This window comes from Halomonas sp. LMYGS-3, from assembly GCF_059509875.1.
The window spans coordinates 40,605-57,052 of the sequence record NZ_JCAKFQ010000003.1 but is presented as its reverse complement, the minus strand read 5'-3'; the positions used below and the strand labels follow the sequence as shown (position 1 = coordinate 57,052).

The 16,448-nt window shown below is 67.8% G+C and carries 16 protein-coding genes; 8 read left to right on the top strand and 8 right to left on the bottom strand.

The annotated features are described in order from the left end of the window. Positions 1-116: 116 nt before the first annotated feature. Together AC5W54_RS03855 and AC5W54_RS03850 are read left to right on the top strand one after the other, a co-directional pair. Complete coding sequence (locus AC5W54_RS03855) at positions 117-1,028, top strand: LysR family transcriptional regulator (RefSeq protein ID WP_495960747.1); 912 nt, start codon at positions 117-119, stop codon at positions 1,026-1,028. Positions 1,029-1,064: 36 nt separating this feature from the next. Further along, the gene (locus AC5W54_RS03850) at positions 1,065-1,883 is read left to right on the top strand and encodes an IclR family transcriptional regulator (protein WP_495960746.1); all 819 of its coding nucleotides are present in this window, start codon (positions 1,065-1,067) and stop codon (positions 1,881-1,883) included. 262 nt (positions 1,884-2,145) lie between these two features. On the opposite strand, the gene AC5W54_RS03845 is transcribed toward AC5W54_RS03850, so the two are convergent. Both AC5W54_RS03845 and lhgO read right to left on the bottom strand, forming a co-directional pair. After that, the gene (locus AC5W54_RS03845) at positions 2,146-2,979 is read right to left on the bottom strand and encodes a universal stress protein (protein ID WP_495960745.1); all 834 of its coding nucleotides are present in this window, start codon (positions 2,977-2,979) and stop codon (positions 2,146-2,148) included. Positions 2,980-3,135: 156 nt separating this feature from the next. After that, the gene (gene lhgO / locus AC5W54_RS03840; RefSeq protein WP_495960939.1) at positions 3,136-4,335 is read right to left on the bottom strand and encodes an L-2-hydroxyglutarate oxidase; all 1,200 of its coding nucleotides are present in this window, start codon (positions 4,333-4,335) and stop codon (positions 3,136-3,138) included. 153 nt (positions 4,336-4,488) lie between these two features. Here lhgO and csiR point away from each other — a divergent pair, with 153 nt between their 5' ends. Further along, positions 4,489-5,175, top strand: a complete 687-nt coding sequence (csiR, locus tag AC5W54_RS03835) for a DNA-binding transcriptional regulator CsiR (protein ID WP_495960938.1) — start codon at positions 4,489-4,491, stop codon at positions 5,173-5,175. Positions 5,176-5,357: 182 nt separating this feature from the next. Next, the gene (locus tag AC5W54_RS03830; protein WP_495960744.1) at positions 5,358-5,570 is read left to right on the top strand and encodes a hypothetical protein; all 213 of its coding nucleotides are present in this window, start codon (positions 5,358-5,360) and stop codon (positions 5,568-5,570) included. A gap of 18 nt (positions 5,571-5,588) precedes the next feature. Here the strand turns inward: AC5W54_RS03830 and AC5W54_RS03825 are convergent, their stop codons facing one another. Genes AC5W54_RS03825 through AC5W54_RS03815 form a run of 3 tightly spaced genes read right to left on the bottom strand, consistent with a single transcriptional unit; the run spans position 5,589 to position 8,019 of the window. Further along, positions 5,589-6,545 (bottom strand): 5-oxoprolinase subunit C family protein, encoded by a 957-nt coding sequence (locus AC5W54_RS03825; RefSeq protein ID WP_495960743.1) that lies wholly within the window; start codon positions 6,543-6,545, stop codon positions 5,589-5,591. Further along, positions 6,542-7,276 (bottom strand): 5-oxoprolinase subunit PxpB, encoded by a 735-nt coding sequence (gene pxpB / locus AC5W54_RS03820; protein ID WP_495960742.1) that lies wholly within the window; start codon positions 7,274-7,276, stop codon positions 6,542-6,544. The genes AC5W54_RS03825 and pxpB overlap by 4 nt, the downstream gene beginning before the upstream one ends. Next, positions 7,273-8,019 (bottom strand): 5-oxoprolinase subunit PxpA, encoded by a 747-nt coding sequence (locus AC5W54_RS03815; RefSeq protein ID WP_495960741.1) that lies wholly within the window; start codon positions 8,017-8,019, stop codon positions 7,273-7,275. The genes pxpB and AC5W54_RS03815 overlap by 4 nt, the downstream gene beginning before the upstream one ends. A gap of 229 nt (positions 8,020-8,248) precedes the next feature. Between AC5W54_RS03815 and AC5W54_RS03810 the strand changes: the two genes are divergently transcribed. The 4 genes from AC5W54_RS03810 to AC5W54_RS03795 all read left to right on the top strand — a co-directional run bounded on the left by AC5W54_RS03810 (position 8,249) and on the right by AC5W54_RS03795 (position 11,738). Continuing rightward, complete coding sequence (locus AC5W54_RS03810; RefSeq protein ID WP_495960740.1) at positions 8,249-9,253, top strand: TRAP transporter substrate-binding protein; 1,005 nt, start codon at positions 8,249-8,251, stop codon at positions 9,251-9,253. Between the two features lie 67 nt (positions 9,254-9,320). After that, positions 9,321-9,872 (top strand): TRAP transporter small permease, encoded by a 552-nt coding sequence (locus tag AC5W54_RS03805; protein ID WP_495960739.1) that lies wholly within the window; start codon positions 9,321-9,323, stop codon positions 9,870-9,872. Positions 9,873-9,888: 16 nt separating this feature from the next. Next, positions 9,889-11,190 carry a TRAP transporter large permease gene (locus AC5W54_RS03800; protein ID WP_495960738.1) on the top strand — a complete coding sequence of 434 codons (1,302 nt, stop codon included), beginning with the start codon at positions 9,889-9,891 and terminating at the stop codon, positions 11,188-11,190. Positions 11,191-11,219: 29 nt separating this feature from the next. Then, positions 11,220-11,738, top strand: a complete 519-nt coding sequence (locus AC5W54_RS03795; RefSeq protein WP_495960737.1) for a winged helix DNA-binding protein — start codon at positions 11,220-11,222, stop codon at positions 11,736-11,738. A 1-nt stretch (position 11,739) separates the two neighbouring features. On the opposite strand, the gene AC5W54_RS03790 is transcribed toward AC5W54_RS03795, so the two are convergent. From AC5W54_RS03790 to AC5W54_RS03780, 3 genes are all read right to left on the bottom strand, one after another. Further along, entirely contained in the window at positions 11,740-13,596 is a 1,857-nt protein-coding gene (locus AC5W54_RS03790; protein ID WP_495960736.1) for a protein kinase domain-containing protein, read from the bottom strand. A 247-nt stretch (positions 13,597-13,843) separates the two neighbouring features. Then, a complete protein-coding gene (locus AC5W54_RS03785) occupies positions 13,844-15,400 on the bottom strand; it encodes a bifunctional aminoglycoside phosphotransferase/ATP-binding protein (protein WP_495960735.1) in 1,557 nt (518 codons plus the stop codon). 90 nt (positions 15,401-15,490) lie between these two features. Continuing rightward, complete coding sequence (locus AC5W54_RS03780) at positions 15,491-16,438, bottom strand: methylenetetrahydrofolate reductase (RefSeq protein ID WP_495960734.1); 948 nt, start codon at positions 16,436-16,438, stop codon at positions 15,491-15,493. Between the last annotated feature and the right edge of the window lie 10 nt (positions 16,439-16,448).

Genomic DNA, 16,448 nt, shown 5'->3' with positions numbered 1-16,448 from the left:
ATATGCTATTGCGCATCCTAGAAGCCAATTTCCCCCACCTGCCAATACCCCTTTCCGATCCTTTGATACTATTTATCGTATCGCCCCCCCCCCGACTCGAGTCACAGGGAGACCCTATGGCCCTGACCTTTCGCCAGCTGCGCTACTTCCTGGTGCTCGCCGAGGAGCTGCACTTCGGCCGCGCCGCCCATCGGCTGCACATCTCACAGCCGCCGCTGAGCGCCAGCCTGCGCCAGCTCGAGGAGGAGCTCGGCGTGCAGCTGCTTGAGCGCAGCAGCAAGCATGTCGCCCTGACCACGGCGGGTGACGCCTTCCAGCGTCAGGTGCGACGCCTGCTGGAGCATCTGGATGAATCCCGTGCCCTGGTCCGGCGCATCGACGCCAGCGCCTCGGGCCTGGTGCGGGTCGGCTTCACGCCGGCGATGCTCTTTCGCCAGTTGCCGGCAGCCCTCAAGGCCCTGCAGGCGTCGCATCCTGGCATCGAGATCCAGCTGATGGAGCGCAATTCCGCCGACCAGGTCGAGGCCATCGAGGCCGGCCAGCTGGATATCGGCTTCATCCACTCGATGCCGCTCCCCCCGACCCTGTCCACCTTGACCATCGCCGACGAGGAGTTCCTCTGCTGCCTGCCCCTGTACCATCCGCTGGCCTCGCGCGAGGCCCTGGGTATTCGCGACCTGGCCGACGAGCCGCTGGTGATGTTCAACCGCAACCTGGCGCCCCACTACTACGATCGCATCGTCAGCCTGTTTCATGTCACCGACCAGGAGCCGTCCATCAAGCACGAGGTCTCCCACTGGCTGACCATTGTCGCCCTGATCGCCCATGGCATGGGCGTGGCCCTGGTGCCCAGGGCGCTGGCGGGAGCGATGTTCTCGAACGTGGTCTTCCGGCCCCTGGCCGACATGAACGTCAGGCATCGGTCGCACTGCATCTGGCTCACCGATACCGTCAACGCCAACCGCGATCTGCTGATCGACAGCGTCAGGGCAACGTGCAGGCAAACACCGTCTGATATGCGATACTAGATTCCGCAATTCGTGACTCGGCTCAGGACATACTGCATGAAGCACCCAACTGTCACCGATGATGACGCTGGCTCCCCCGGCAAGGATCGCAACTTCGTCACGGCCCTGGGCCGTGGCCTGGAGCTGTTGCGTGCCTTCGGAGCCGGCGAGGAGTATCTCGGCAATGCCGAACTCTCCCGGCGGACTGGCATCCCCCGCCCGACGGTCTCGCGGCTGACCTACACCCTGACACTGCTGGGTTATCTGCAACACGATCGGCATCTCGAGAAATACCGCCTGGGGGCCGGCGTGCTCGCCCTGGGCTATCGCTACCTGGCCAACATGGGCATTCGCGATATCGCCCGCCCTCACCTGCAGCGGCTGGCCGACGCCACCGACTGCAACGTCAGCCTGGGCACCGCCGATCGCACCTCGATGATGTACCTGGAGACCTGCCACGGCAGCGGTCCGCTGATCATGCGCCTCGAGGTCGGCTCGCGACTGCCCATGGCGACCTCGGCCATCGGCCGTGCCTGGCTATGCGGCATCTCCGCCGAGCGTCGCCGGCAGGTATTGGGCGAGTTGAAGGAAACCCATCGCGATGACTGGCCACGCATCGAGGCCGGTATCAACAAGAGCCTGGCGGAGTACGAGCGCCACGGTTTCTGCCTCTCCGAGGGAGACTGGCAGAAGGAGGTCAGCGCCGTGGCCCTGCCGCTGGTCCTCGAGGGCGGGGCCGAGGTCATGGCCATCAACTGCGGGGGGTCCGGCTTGAGGCTGACGCACGAGGTGCTGGTGGAGAATCTCGGCCCGCGGCTGATCCAGGTCGCCGAGCGGATCCGGCGGGAGTTCGAGCCCGCCAGGATGCCACGCTGAAAGGGGGCACCCCGGCGGGGTAACCCACGGGGCCGATCATCGACCACGGGCGGGTGACGCCGGTGCGCGGCGCCACCCGGCGCTTCTAGGAGCCTGTCGGATTTGACCGATCGTCGCGAGGAACACGGATTTCGAGACAAGTTTATCGATCTGATGAGGCGAATAGCGCGCTATTTAACGAATCAGATCGAATGAAATTGGCCGAAAGCCCGGGTTTCGTAGCAGATCAGCGTTAAGTCCGACAGGCTCCTGGTCACAGCATTCAACGATGCAACAATACCGGCTGCGCCGCCGAACGCAGGATCGTCTCGGTGGTCGAGCCCAGCAGCCACTCACGAATGCGCCCCTCGCCGAAGGCGCCGATGGTGATCAGGTCGCCCGGCCGTGCCATGTCCAGGATCACATCGGCCGGATCCCCCTTGCGTACCTCGCTGTCGACCCTGACCTTGTGGCTCGACGCATAGTGCGCCACGGTCTCCAGATGACGATGGGCGATACCGTCATCGTGATGCACGCTCACCGCCATCACCGGCAACGCGAGCCGCTGGGCCAGCTCGACGGCATAGACCATCGCCTCACGGGCCGGCTTGGAGCCATCGAAACCGAGCAGGATGCGCGCGATATCCTCCGGCTCGTCTCCGACGAGCAGCACTGGCTGGTCGGCCGTGCGCAATACCCTCTCGACCACTTCGCCCAGTCCCTTGGTGTCGCCGAGCCCCGCGGACTCGCCGCGTCGCCCCATGACGATCAGGTCGCAATCGACCGCCGCATCGAGCAGCCGCACGGCCGGGACGCCGCTGAGCCTGTCGACACGACACTCGAGGCCCGCCGCTTCGATCTCGCCCTTGACCGATGCCAGCAGCGCATCGCCTTGCTCCTCGAGCTGCTGCTCGGTCAGCCGACGCAGTTTCATGGCCTCCTGAACCACCTCCGGGCGGACGTCCTCGCCATAGAAGCCGATCTCCACCACGCGGGAATCGACCACATAGACGGCGTGGATGCCCCCCTCCAGGCGACGGGCCAGGTCACTGGCATAATGGGTCGCCACCTTGGCGGACGGTGAACCGTCCACGGCCAACAACATCGACTGAATCATGGTTATGCCTCCTGCCGGCAACGGGCATGGATGGGTGCCTCTCATCGAAGCGTAGTACTACTGCGTCAATGCACGGCAACATCTGCTCTCCGCGTCGCCGGATCAAGGCAGTGAGTGGGATGCGCCCATGACGGGTGCTTTCAGCACCGCTGGCTCTCAGGTAAAGCTCACCTGCTCCTTCACCTTGTCGACGATATGTGCACCGATGGGGATCGCCGAGGTGGCCGCCGGCGACGGGGCGTTGCAGACGTTGACGGTGCGTCGCGTGTTGACGAACAGGAAGTCGTCGATGAGTCTGCCGTCGCGGGATACCGCCTGGGCCCGCACCCCGGCCGGCCAGGGCCCCAGGTCCTCGAGGGTCAGGCTCGGGCAGTACTTGCGCACCTGTTGCAGGTAGCTCCGCTTGAACAGCGAATTCTTCATTTCCGACAGCCCCGGTCCCAGGCTCCGCCCAAGCGCCTTGAGAATGCCCGGGTTGCTGAACATCCGTGCCATGTCGGTCAACGAGACGTCTCGCTTGTGATAGCCCTCGCGCTTGAGCGCCAGTACGGCATTGGGACCGACGGTCACGCTGCCATCGATCATGCGCGTCAGGTGCACGCCGAGAAACGGCATCGACGGGTCGGGAATCGGATAGATCAGGTGATTGACGATGCGGTCATGCTTCGCAGCCAATCGGTAGTACTCGCCGCGGAAGGGGCAGATGGTGAAGCCGGGATTGCGGCCCAGCATGCGGACCACCCGATCGGACATCAGGCCGCAGCAGGTGATCAGGTAGCGAGTGGAGAACTCCCCCCGGGAGGTGCTCACCACCACTTCGCCGGGGCGCTCGTCCAGCCCGGTGACTCGATACCCGTAGCGCAGCTGGCCGCCGCGACGCTCGAACTCGCTGGCCATCGCCTCGGTGACCCGGGCGAAGTCGACGATGCCGCTCGACGGCACGAAGATGGCACCCAGCCCGGTGATATTGGGCTCCCGCTCGCGCAGCGCGCCGGTATCGAGCCACTCGCGCTCCAGCCCGTTGGCCGCGGTGCGCTCCCAGAGCGCCTCCATGCGCTCCATCTCGATCTCGTTGGTCGCCACCAGCAGCTTCCCGCACGCGTCGTAGGCGATGCCATGGGTATCACAGAAGGCCTTGGTCGCGCGGTTGCCCTCGAGGCAGAAACGCGCCTTGAGGCTGCCCGGCGTATAGTAGACGCCGGCGTGGATCACCCCGCTGTTGTGGCCGGACTGGTGGCGAGCCGGGCCCTCTTCCTTCTCCAGCAGCAGCAAGCGGCGATCGGGAAACGCCTCGGCCAGCTGCATGGCGGTGGACATGCCGAGGATGCCGCCACCGATAATGATGAAGTCGAACACTACGCACCTCGAGGGTCGGGAGTCGCGAATGGGCAACACCGGCAGAATATCCATCATCTGCCCGAGTTTCCATTATCCTGTTGAAGTGACCACGATTATCGCGAGTGGCGACGATCGGGTATCATGGCCCGCGAATCACGGAATGGCGACATCATGGAGAGCACCCCTCGACAGAACCTGGGCATCAGCGCCTATCACTGGCTCAAGCGCGACATCATCCGGGGGGCCTTCCAGCCCGGCGAGAAGCTGCTGATGAGCCGGCTCAAGGAGCGCTACGACCTGGGCATCGGCCCCCTGCGGGAGGCCCTCTCGCAACTGGTGGCCGAGCGGCTGGTGGTCGCCATCAGTCAGCGTGGCTACCGGGTAGCACCGATGTCGCTGGCCGAACTGATGGACCTCTATGATGCCCGCGCCCAGCTCGAGGCAATGATGCTGCGCCTGGCCATCGTGCGTGGCGACGACGCCTGGGAGGCCGGTATCCTCGGCCGCGCCCATACACTGGCCAAGGTGATGGAGGTGAACAGCCCCGACGAACTGCTGGACGTCTGGGATACCCGCCACAAGGACTTCCACACCGCCATCGTCGGCGGATGCAATTCGCCTCACCTGCTGCAGGCACGCGAGACCCTGTTCAACCAGGTGGAGCGCTATCGGCATCTCTGGCTACGCGAGACGGTCTTCTCCGACGAGGCCCTGGAGCGCAAGCGCCAGGAGCACGCCGCCCTGGTGGAGGTCATCCTGGCCCGCGACGCCGATCGCGCCGCCGCGATGATGCGCGAGCACCTGATGACCCCGGTTCCCATCATCACCGAGGTGATGCGCAGCCGCGGTCTGGCCTGAAAGAGGCGGTCAGCCCCAGGACTGAGCAAAGCGACGTCGGCTGTCACACTCGCGTCATCCCCGGGCATGAAACTGCTCCACAGGCATCGCCGGGGCGATCGGCGGTGTTAGACTTCGAGACAAGACCCGGTGCGCCATCGCAACGCGGCGCCAGCCGAAGGCCGGACCCTGGAGACATGCCCATGCCTCACCTGCTGCGATTTTCCCGTGACCTCGAAGCGCGCCTCGAACGGCTCAGCCGGCAGACCGGGCTGAGCAAGGCGGAACTGATCGAGCGCTGTGTCAGCGACGGCGTCGCCTCGCTCGAAGCGCAGCTGCTGCTCGAGACCGCCGGCGCCGCGCGAGTGGAGCGCCCCATCGATCAGTTGCTGCGCGAGAGCGGCCTCGGTGCCTGAGCCAACCGACGGCGCGCGTCACCCCGCGAAGCCGGCGCGAAAGCGCCGGTAGTCGGCCAGCGCCCGTTCCCGCGAGACCGCCACCAGGCGCACCTCCTGGCCCGGCAGGCACTGGGCCAGACGGCTCGCAGCCAATGGCGACAAGGCCCCCAGCCGCGGGTAGCCGCCGATGGTCTGACGGTCGTTGAGCAGGGCAATGGGCTGGCCGTCGGGCGGTACCTGGACCGCCCCCAGGCCGATCCCCTCCGAGATCATGCTGGTCACCCGGCAATGCAGCCGTGGCCCGGTCAACCGCACCCCCATGCGATCGGCGCGGTCGTCCACTCGCCAGGGGGCATTGAAGGCGGCGAACAGGCTCGCCCCGCGGAACTCACCGATCTGCGCCCCGGGCAGCAGCGCCAGCCGTGCGGCGCCTCGGTAGTCGGGGCGCTCGATCGCCGGCGTCTCTCGCTCCGACACCGCCCGGCCGGCCTCCTCTCCGACCCTCAGCCGGTCGCCCTCGGCCAGCTTGTGCCCCAGGCCATCATGGCCCCCCAGCCCCTCGCGCACCACGCAGGCGACACTGCCCAGTACCGGCTCGGCCGAGAAGCCGCCGGCCACCGCCAGGTAGGCGCGCAGGCCATGGAGCGGCTGCGCGAAGGCCAGCGCCTGCCCCTCACGGATCGCGACCGGCCGCCAGCCCGGCAGCGTCTCGCCGTCGAGGGTCGCCCCGAGGTCTGCCCCGGCGACCGCCACCGTCAGTCCGCACTCGGCGACCAGCTCGAGCCCCCCGAAGGTGATCTCCAGCGCCGCGGCCCCCCAGGGGTTGCCGACCAGGCGGTTGGCCCAGGCCCAGCCGTGCAGGTCGGCCGGGCCGCCCTGGGTCACCCCCAGGTGACGCACCCCGAAGCGCCCGGCATCCTGCAGCAGCGCCAGCGGGCCGGCACGACATACCCGCAGACCGGTCACGCCCTCGATTGCCGTTACCTGACTCATCGCTTGCCCTCCGGCGCCAGTGGCGTGGGATCGCCACCCTCGCGCTCGAATCGCCCCCGGTCGATGGGCACGAAGCGCACCCGGTCGCCCACCTGCAGCAGGCTGAAGCCCTCGCGGTCGCGGTCGAAGAGCCGGGCCGAGGTACGCCCGATCAGGTTCCAGCCGCCGGGCGTGACCGCCGGGTAGGCGGCGGTCTGCTGCCCCGCCACCGCCACGCTGCCCAGCGGTACCCGCTGGCGCGGCGTGTCCAGCCGCGGGCACTCGAGCCGCTCGTCGAGCAGCCCCATGAAGGCGAAACCGGGCGCAAACCCCAGGGCAAAGACCCGGTAGAGCCGCTCGCTGTGGCAGTCGATCACCTCCGCCACCGACATGCCGGCACGCTCGGCCAGCCGGGCAAGCTCCGGCCCGACGCTCTCGTCATACCAGGTAGGCAGCTCGCGGAGCTCGCCGCCCACGGTGGCGGCATCCGGGGTGAGCCCGGCGAGCACTTCCCCGAGGCGACGCCGGGCCAGCTCGGGGTCGATCCTGAGCGGGTCGAAGATCACCAGCAGGGTGGTATAGGACGGCACCAGGTCCACCAGGGCCTCGCCGAACGCCGCCTCGCACTGCCGGGTCAGGGCGGTGAGCCAGGGCAGGTTGGCCTCGTCGATGGTATCGAAGAGCCGCACCATCCAGCCATCCAGGCCGGCGGACTCGAGGCGCGGCAGCCGGTTCACCCGGGAGCGACTCATGACCCGTCCTCGAGCGCCGCGCGGATCGCCTTGACCGCGGCGATGGACTCGGGATTGTCGCCGTGCACGCAGAGGGTATCGGCCGCCAGCACCAGCTCGCTGCCATCGCTGGCAGTGAGGGGCTGGCCACGGGCGATGCGCCTGGCCTGGTCGACGATCACCGCCGGGTCGTGGTGCACCGCCCCGGGCTCGCGGCGCGAGACCAGCCGCCCCTCGCCATCGTAGGCACGATCGGCGAAGGCCTCGAACCACAGCGTCACGCCTTGCTGTTCGGCCTGGGCGCGCATCGCCGCGGTGTCGCGGGTCGCCATCGCCATCAGCGGCAGAGCGGGATCGTAGGCGTGCACCGCCCGCATCACCGCCGCGAGGATCCCGGGGTCGCGGGCCATGTCGTTGTAGAGGGCACCGTGGGGCTTCACGTAGCCCACCGCGAGCCCCTCGGCCCGGGCGATACCGGCCAGGGCGCCGAGCTGGTAGAGCACCAGGTTCTCGATCTCCTCGGCGGAGCAGGCCAGCGAGCGCCGGCCGAAGCCGACCAGATCCGGGTAGGCGGGATGCGCCCCCACGCTGACGCCATGCTCCCTGGCCAGGCGAACCGTCCGGCGCATCACGTCCGGGTCGGAGGCGTGGAAGCCGCAGGCGATGTTGGCGAGGTCCACATAAGGCATCACCTCGTGGTCGAGCCCCATCACCCAGGGGCCGAGGCTCTCTCCCATGTCGGCGTTGAGCAGCAGTCGTGCCATGGCGATCTCCTGAGGAGTGGTGGTGTCGGTCGAGCCATTAAAAGTAATTTATCAATAAATTGACAATACAACATAAACATTTAGGATTAAAAACGTTGATGTAACGTTCACCTTGCATGCGTGCCCCAGCGAAAAGGCCACTATGCTCAGGATGGACCCGAGCGGGCGGTGCCGCGAGTGCACTCCCGCTCATCAGCCGACAACAAGACCTCTTGAAGGAGACTCCATCATGACTGCCAGGACATCGCTGCTGGCCGGCCTCACCTCGGCCACCGCCCTGGGCCTCGGCCTGACCACCCTGAGCGTCTCGGCCCAGGCCGCCACCGAGTGGGACATGCCCACGCCCTACGGCGACCGGACCTTCCATACCGTGAACATCCGCGAGTTCGCCGACGACGTGCGCGAGCGCACCGACGGTGAGCTCGACATCACCGTGCACTCCAACGGCTCGCTGATCGGCCACCCCGAGATCAAGAACTCCGTGCGGCGCGGCATCGTGCCCATCGGCGAGCTGATCATGTCGCGACTGGCCAACGAGAACCCGATCTACGAGGTGGACTCGGTACCCTATCTGGCGGCCAGCTACGAGGAGGCCTGGGCGCTATGGGAAGCCTCCCGCGAGATCATCGCCGAGGAGCTCGCCCAGCAGGGCCTGCGGATCCTCTTCGCCGTGCCCTGGCCGCCCCAGGGGATCTACACCCAGCAGGCGCTGGAAGGCCCGGATGACCTGCGCCACCTCAGCATGCGCGCCTACAACACCGCCAGCGAGCGGCTGGCCCAGCTCGCTGGCGCCGTGCCCACCCAGGTCGAGGTGCCCGACATTCCCACCGCCTTCAGCACCGGGCGTGTCGATGCCATGGTCACCTCCCCGGCCACCGGTGCCGATACCAAGGCCTGGGACTACCTGAGCCACTTCAACCATGCCCAGCTGTGGCTGCCCAAGAACATGGTGATCGTCAGCGAGCAGGCCTTCTCGCGCCTCGACGAAGCGACGCAACAGGCGGTGCTCGAGGCCGCCGCGGCCGCCGAGGAGCGCGGCTGGGCGATGAGCCGCCAGGAGACCGACGACGCCCTCGCGGTGCTGCGCGAGAACGGCATCGAGGTCAGTGAGCCGACTCCCGAGCTGGCAGAGCTGCTCGCCGAGATCGGCGACACCATGACCGAGGAGTGGGCCGAGCGTGCCGGCGATCAGGGCGCCGCCATTCTCGAGGCCTACGAAGCCGCCCGTCCCTGATCCCACCCCGACCGCCCCGGTGCCCGCCACCGGGGTGGCCTCCGGTCCTCGCACAGGGTGAACCGCCATGCGTTACCGACTCCGTCCGCTCTACGACCTGGGCGGCTACCTGGCCGCCACCTGCCTCTGCCTGATCTGCGGCCTGATCACCGCCCAGATCCTGGGGCGCATCATCGACCGTATCGTTACCCAGTTGGGCGGCGACCGCATCGGCCTGGCCATTCCCGGCCTCGCCGAGATCTCCGGCTTCCTGCTGGTCGGCGCCACCTTCCTCGGGCTGGCCTATACCTTCATTCACGGCGGCCATATCCGCGTGACCCTGCTGATCGGCCGGCTCCCGCCCGCCCATCGGGTCTTCGTCGAGCTCTTCTGCCTGAGCATTGCCCTGGTGCTCTGTCTCTATCTCGGCTGGTACCTCTACTGGCTGCTCGAGGACAGCATCGCCTTCAACGAGACCTCCTATGGCCTGCTGCGCATTCCGCTGTGGATTCCCCAGTCGGCGATGCTCGCCGGGGTAACACTGTTCTGCCTGGCGCTGGCCGAGGCCTGGCTGGCCACGCTGCGTACCGCCGTAACCCGGCCCTCCACCTTCACCATCGACGACAGCGGCCACGAGTGAGCCCCGGAGACCGACCATGCTCCTGATGATGACGATCCTCTTCGCCACCCTGCTGCTGCTGCTCGGCAGCGGCGTCTGGGTGGCCTTCTCCCTGCTCGGGCTGGGCTGGCTGGGGCTCTCGCAGTTCACCTCGGTGCCGACCGGCGACGTGCTTGCCTCCAACGTCTGGGGCGAAAGCTACAGCTGGGAGCTCACCGCCCTGCCGATGTTCATCTGGATGGGCGAGATCCTGTTCCGCTCGCGGCTGGCCGACGACATGTTCACCGGGCTTTCGCCGTGGATGCAGCGCATCCCCGGCCGGCTGCTGCACACCAATGTGGTGGGCTGTGGCCTGTTCGCCGCCGTCTCCGGTTCCTCGGCGGCGACCTGCGCCACCATGGGCAGGATGACCATCCCCGAGCTGACCCGCCGCGGCTACGACGAACAGCTGGTCATCGGCACCCTGGCCGGCTCGGCGACCCTCGGCCTGCTGATCCCGCCCTCGATCATCCTGATCGTCTACGGCGTGGCCACCGACCAGTCCATCGCCCGGTTGTTCATCGCCGGCATCTTCCCCGGCCTGCTGCTGATCGGGCTATTCGCCGCCTACCTGATGCTCTGGGCCTGGCGCTTCCCGGACAAGATCCCCCCCGCCGACACCGGCCTGCCGCTGGGAGAGAAGCTGCGCCGGGCGCGCCGCCTGATTCCCCTGCTGGCGCTGATCGTCGGGGTCATCGGCTCGATCTATGCCGGCCTGGCCTCCCCCACCGAGGCCGCCGCCGTGGGCGTCGTGCTCTCGCTGCTGCTCGCCAGGACGCAGGGCAGCATGAACGGGCTGGTGTTCCGCGACGCCCTGCTCGGGGCGGTACGCACCTCCTGCATGATCGCCTTCATCCTGGCAGGCGCCGCCTTCCTCACCGCCGCCATGGGCTTCACCGGCCTGCCCCGGGAACTCGCCGCATGGATCGGCACCATGGGCCTGTCGCCCTTCATGCTGCTGGCAGCGCTGACCCTCCTGTTCATCCTGCTGGGCTGCTTCCTGGACGGCATCTCGGTGGTGGTGCTGACCACCTCCATCCTACTGCCCATGGTGGAGGCGGCCGCGATCGACCTGATCTGGTTCGGCATCTACCTGGTGATCGTGGTGGAGATGTCACAGATCACCCCGCCGATCGGCTTCAACCTCTTCGTGCTGCAGGGCATGACCGGCCGTAATATCCTCAGCATCGCCTGGGCGGCGATGCCGTTCTTCTTCCTGATGATGCTCGGGGTGGTCCTGATCTCGCTGTTTCCCGAGATCGTCACCTACCTGCCCGAGGCCATGGGCAGCCGCCGATGAGCGTCGTCGCCTGATCAGAGGAGTACCGAATGACCAGTCAGCACACGCCGCGCGGCCCCATCGTCTCCTCGGAGCACCTGTCGCGCAGTGCCCAGGAGCTCTCGGAGTTCGAGTTCGGCCTGATCATCGCCGGGCATGCCTTCCACCGCTGGATGGTGCGCTGCATGACCGCCACCGGCTACCCGGAGCTCGGCTCCCTGGACGTGCTGGTGCTGCACAGCGTCAACCATCGCGAGCGCGCCAAGCGCCAGGCGGACATCTGTCTGGTGCTCAACGTGGAGGACACCCACACCGTGACTTACGCCCTGAAGAAGCTTGCCCGACTGGGCCTGGTGGTCGGCGAGAAGCAGGGCAAGGAGATCTTCTTCCGCACCAGCGAGGTGGGCCGCGAGGCGTGCACCCGCTACGCCGAGATCCGCGAGGCCTGCCTGGTCGACTCGCTCTCCTCCATGGGCATCGAGCGCGAGGAGATGAGCCGCCTGGCGGGGATGCTGCGCGCCATGTCCGGGCTCTACGACCAGGCCGCGCGGTCCGCCGCCTCGCTGTGACTCAGCGCTCCCGGCCGGGCGTCGCGGCCGCCGAGTCGCCCAGTACCGCACGGGGGTCTCGGGGGTAGAAGCGCTCGGGCTGGCGCTCGACATGGGCGAAGAAGCGCGTGTCCTTGTAGGGCATCTTCATGAAGCCCGACACCCCCAGCCCCTCGATCAGACCCACCGCGGCGAGGATCTCCTCGAGGCGGCGGCGAAACTCCTCCTCCCGGGAGGGATCGAGCAACCGGTAGTAGCTGTGGATCTTGAGGTGCTCGGGCAGCGCCTCGAAGATGATCATGCCGGTGTGGTGGATCTCGTTGAGCGCCTCCAGCGAGGCGATGATCGCCTCGGGCAGCACCAGGAACTCCTCGGGGTCGGGCCCGTCCTCGAAGTAGCTGTGCAGGCGGGCGCGATCCTCGAGCTCGGGCACCGCGCTCACCTCGTAGGCCAGGCGCATGCCCGGTTCGACGACGAAGGGACGCTCCGGCCCCTCCCGATCCAGGTGCAGGGTGTCGCGGGCGTTGAACAGGCAGCTCTTGAAGATGCCCTGGCGATAGATCGCCCGGGCCAGGTGCACCATGTTGTTCACCGCGGCGACGAAGGCCGGCTTCAGCGCCGGGTCATGCAGGTTGAGCGAGGTGTCGATATAGACGCCGTCGGCCTCCCAGCGCACCGCCAGCCCGCCCACCACCGGGTAGCGACCCAGCCGACTCACCGCGGCGAGGAAGGCCTTCTCGGTCTCGCCCATGCCCTGCATGAAGTTCTTGTAGTAGCGATCGAGCTGGACGTCGTTGACGTCGTTGAGCGTCTCGCGCCCGCCCTCCTCGCGCAGGAACTCCTTGCGCGAGCTGTAGACCACGGTGTCGATCTCCCGCTCGGCCGTCCGCACCCATACCGGCACCAGCGCCGTCGCCGGGGGCGCGGGCAGGTCGAGCATCACCAGCCTGGCGAGCCGCGGCATCTCGCGGATGAAGTGATCCCCCGCCTTCATGCGCACCCGCGGGTCGGGGTCGAGCATGCCGTCGAGCATGCGGGCGAACTCCATGGGCAGCCCCAGCGAGGTGGCGGGAATCGCCCGGTGGCCGAAGCGACACGACTGGGCCGAGGCCAGGGCGTAGAGGGTGCCGGCGGCGCCCTGCTCGTCGAAGCGCGGCGACGACAGCGCCCCGTTCAGTTGCTCGTCACCGATGAAGTAGACGTCGCCCAGCCGGGCATTGGTCTGCTGCAGGTTGTCCGACATCAGTTCCATGACATTGGCCGCCACGAACTGCTGGTTGGCGTCGAGCTGGGCGAACACCGACGATCCCCAGTCGATCAGGGCCACGCGCTCGCCGGCGGCATCGAACACCAGATTGGAGGGCTTGATGTCGCCGTGCACGATGGGCCGCCCGGCGGGGCCGGACTCCCGACGCAGGCCGCGCAGGATATCGGCCAGCTGGTCGGCGATGCGCACCACCAGGCGCGGCGACAGCCGTCCCTCGCGCAGCGAGACCTCCTCCAGGTTGAGCCCCGGCGCGCGCTGCATCACCAGGATCGCCTGGTGGCGCACCCGCTGGAAGGCGATCAGCTTCGGCACCCGCGGGTGGTCGACCTGCTCGAGCATGAAGGCCTCCTCCTCGAGGCGGTCCTGCAGGTGCTGGGGCAGGTTGACCCGGGTGAACTTGAAGACGTACTCGTCGCCCAGCGCCGTCACCCCGGCGAAGACGAAGCCGTAGGCCCCCTTGCCGATCAGCTCGATGTCCCGATAGCCCAACTGCTCGAGCTGGGCCTGGCACAAGGCCACCCACTCCTTGAGCTTGCGGGCATCGTCATGGCTGAGCAGGTAGATCGACTGCTCTTCCGGGATATAGAACTGCTGCAGGGGAGCCTGGGTCATGTCACGGCATCGGTGGTGAGGCAGGAATGCTCCCCATACCTTGCAACAGCGCCGGCCGGCCCGCAATCCATCACGATCAGGCCACAGGGCTACCGCAGATAACCGCATCGCTCGGAGCTGATCCGTCGACAAGCCTGAGAGGAGGCGCTGTGAACACCTCCCTGGGCGCTACCGGCGCCATCCCTGGCGCAGGACCTCCTCTTCGGCTTGTCCCCGGCGCCCCTCGCTAAGGGCAACTGCACCTGTCCTAGACCAGGCGTTCGCGGATCCGGCGGGCCAGCCGATCGACCTCGGCCGAGGCGGCCGTGTCCACCGCGAGACGGTAGGCCTGCTCCGCCTCGGCCAGGGGACAGGCCTCGGCCTGCTGGCGCTCCATGACACACTCGTCCGCCTCGGAGGGGTCACTGCCTTCGGTCGCCCTGGCGCGCAGCCACTGCCGCCGCTGCGCTTCGGGGGCCGTGCAGTCGATCAGCAGGTAGGGAAGGTCCCGCGAGGCAGCCACCCGGATCAGCTCGTCCCGCTGTGACCGGGCGAGAGCCGTGGAATCGACGATGACGGGGTAGCCGGCCGCCAGGGCGTCGGCCGCCAGGGCGGCCAGGCGCCGATAGGTAGCGCGGCTGGCTGCCGGGGTGTAGAGGTCCACGTCGGGCCGGGCATGGCTGTCGGCCAGGGGCTTCAGCCCGAACAGGCGCTTGCGCTCCACATCGGACCGCAGCCAGAGCAGGTCGAGCGCTGCCGCCAGCCGCTGGCTCAGCCAGCTCTTGCCGCTGCCGGAGACGCCGGTGGTCGCCAGCAGGTAGGGGCTGCGCCGCCGGGTGGCGCCCTCCGCCAGCGTCAGGTAGGCCTCGTAGCGCGCGAACAGCGCCTGCTTCTCGGCGTCGCCCAGGTCGGGGCTGGCACGGGTCAGCAGGGCGATCTTGGCGCGCACGATGGCCCGGTAGGCCTTGTAGAAGTCCAGCAGCGGCAGGCAGTCGAAGTCGCCGGTGAGTTGCAGGTAACGATTCAGGAGCCGGTTGGCCAGCTGCGGGGCATCGCGAAACTCCAGGTCCATGAGCAGGAAGGCCAGGTCATTGCAGGTGTCGATCCAGCGCATGCGCTCGTTGAACTCGATGCAGTCGAACACCGTGACGCGATCGCGGAACAGGGTGATGTTGGACAAGTGCAGGTCGCCGTGGCACTCACGGACATGGCCTTCGCGATGGCGGCGGGCCAGGTGGGACTCCAGCCGCTCGAAGCTTTCGCGACTCCAGGCGGCGAACCGGTCGAGCCGCTCGCGCTGGGCGTCCGTCTCCAGCAGCGGGCGGATCTGCTCGAAGTTCTCCTCGGCGTCATGCAGGACCGCCGCCGGCGTCCCCAGTTCGCCGTGGGTGGCGGGGAGGCTCTCGTGAAATTCGGCGACCTGGTCGGCCAGCTCGTCCAGGTGCGCGGCCGTGAGGCGCCCCTGGTCATGCAGCCGATCGAGCATCTGCCCCGTATCGAACTGATGCATGCGGATCGCGTACTCGAACGCCTCGCCCTCGCCGCCCAGGCGCGGGGCGTCGAGGCTACCGGTGATGGGCACGACATCCAGGTAGAGCGCCGGCGCCAGGCGGCGATTGAGGCGGACCTCCTCGGCACAGAAATGGCGGCGCTGCGCCAGCGTGGAGAAGTCGAGGAAGCCGAAATCCATGGGCTTCTTGATCTTGTAGGCGTAATCGCCGGTGAGCAACACCCAGGAAATGTGCGTCTCGTGCAGTTCGAAGCCGCGCGCCGGGTGGTCATAACACTCGGGATCCTGCAGTGCCTGGATCAGTTCACGACTCATGGACAGTCTCCTTCTCGGGCTTGGACGCAGCGTGGGCTCCGTACAGGGGAGGTTTCCGGCCGCCGGCGCGGCGGCTGAGCGCGTGGATCATCACGCCGGGTGTTCATCGCGGTGCCGCATGCCTAGCCCACCGTTACGCAGTGCCTGGCTGAGCGCGATGGTGGTCGCCGGCGGGATACTCCCGATGGGGGCGATGTTGGCCCCGAGCGGAAAGCCCGAACCGCGGGTGATGGCGTGGTCGGCGATGCGGTGCCAGGTCGCGCAGAGATGGGCCAGCGACCGTTCGGTCACCGACTCGCCACCGGCGGTAAGCCACGCCTCCAGCTCGCTGGAGAGGCTCACGCCGAGCCAGTACAGGAAGCGGATGTTGCGCGGGGAGCGCACCGGTGCCAGCGACAGCAGGATGGAGGGGGCGGGGGTGCTGCCCAGGCGCGGACCGAGTGCATCGAGCAGCGCCGTGACCTCCTCGGCATGGAAGATGACCTGGGTGGTGAAGAAGTCCACCCCGGACTGCAGCTTGCGCTGCATACGCTCCACCTCCCCCTGCCGGGAGGGGATGCAGATGTTGCCGATACGCCGACCGGGGATCGCGAGGCGCTCGCGCAGCAGGGTATTGGCTTCCGTGACCGAGGGCCCGGGATAGCGCCTGGCGCTGGTCTCCCCCCCGACGAGCACGAAGCGCCGGATACCGTAGCGTTCCCAGGTCTCACGGAACCAGTCGAGCTGTCGCTCGCGTTCGAGATGCACCACCACGCGATTGACGATGCAGGGGATGCCGAGCCGCTCCTGGATGCTGGCGGCCAGGACACGGGGTTCCACACGCGGCAGGAAGGGACGGCGCCGCTCCCCTTTGCGGCTCCTCCCGCCCTCCTCGCGGATCTCGGGGATATTGACGGCATCCAGCCCCAGGGCCGCGTCCAGCTCGGCGATACGCTCCAGTACCGCGTCAAGGCCGGCGGCCCCCTGGCCGAGTTCCGGCGGTACGGCCTCCACGACGAGTTCGACCGGGGCAGCCGCGCGGTGCGCCATGCTTTCCATCCGACACCCT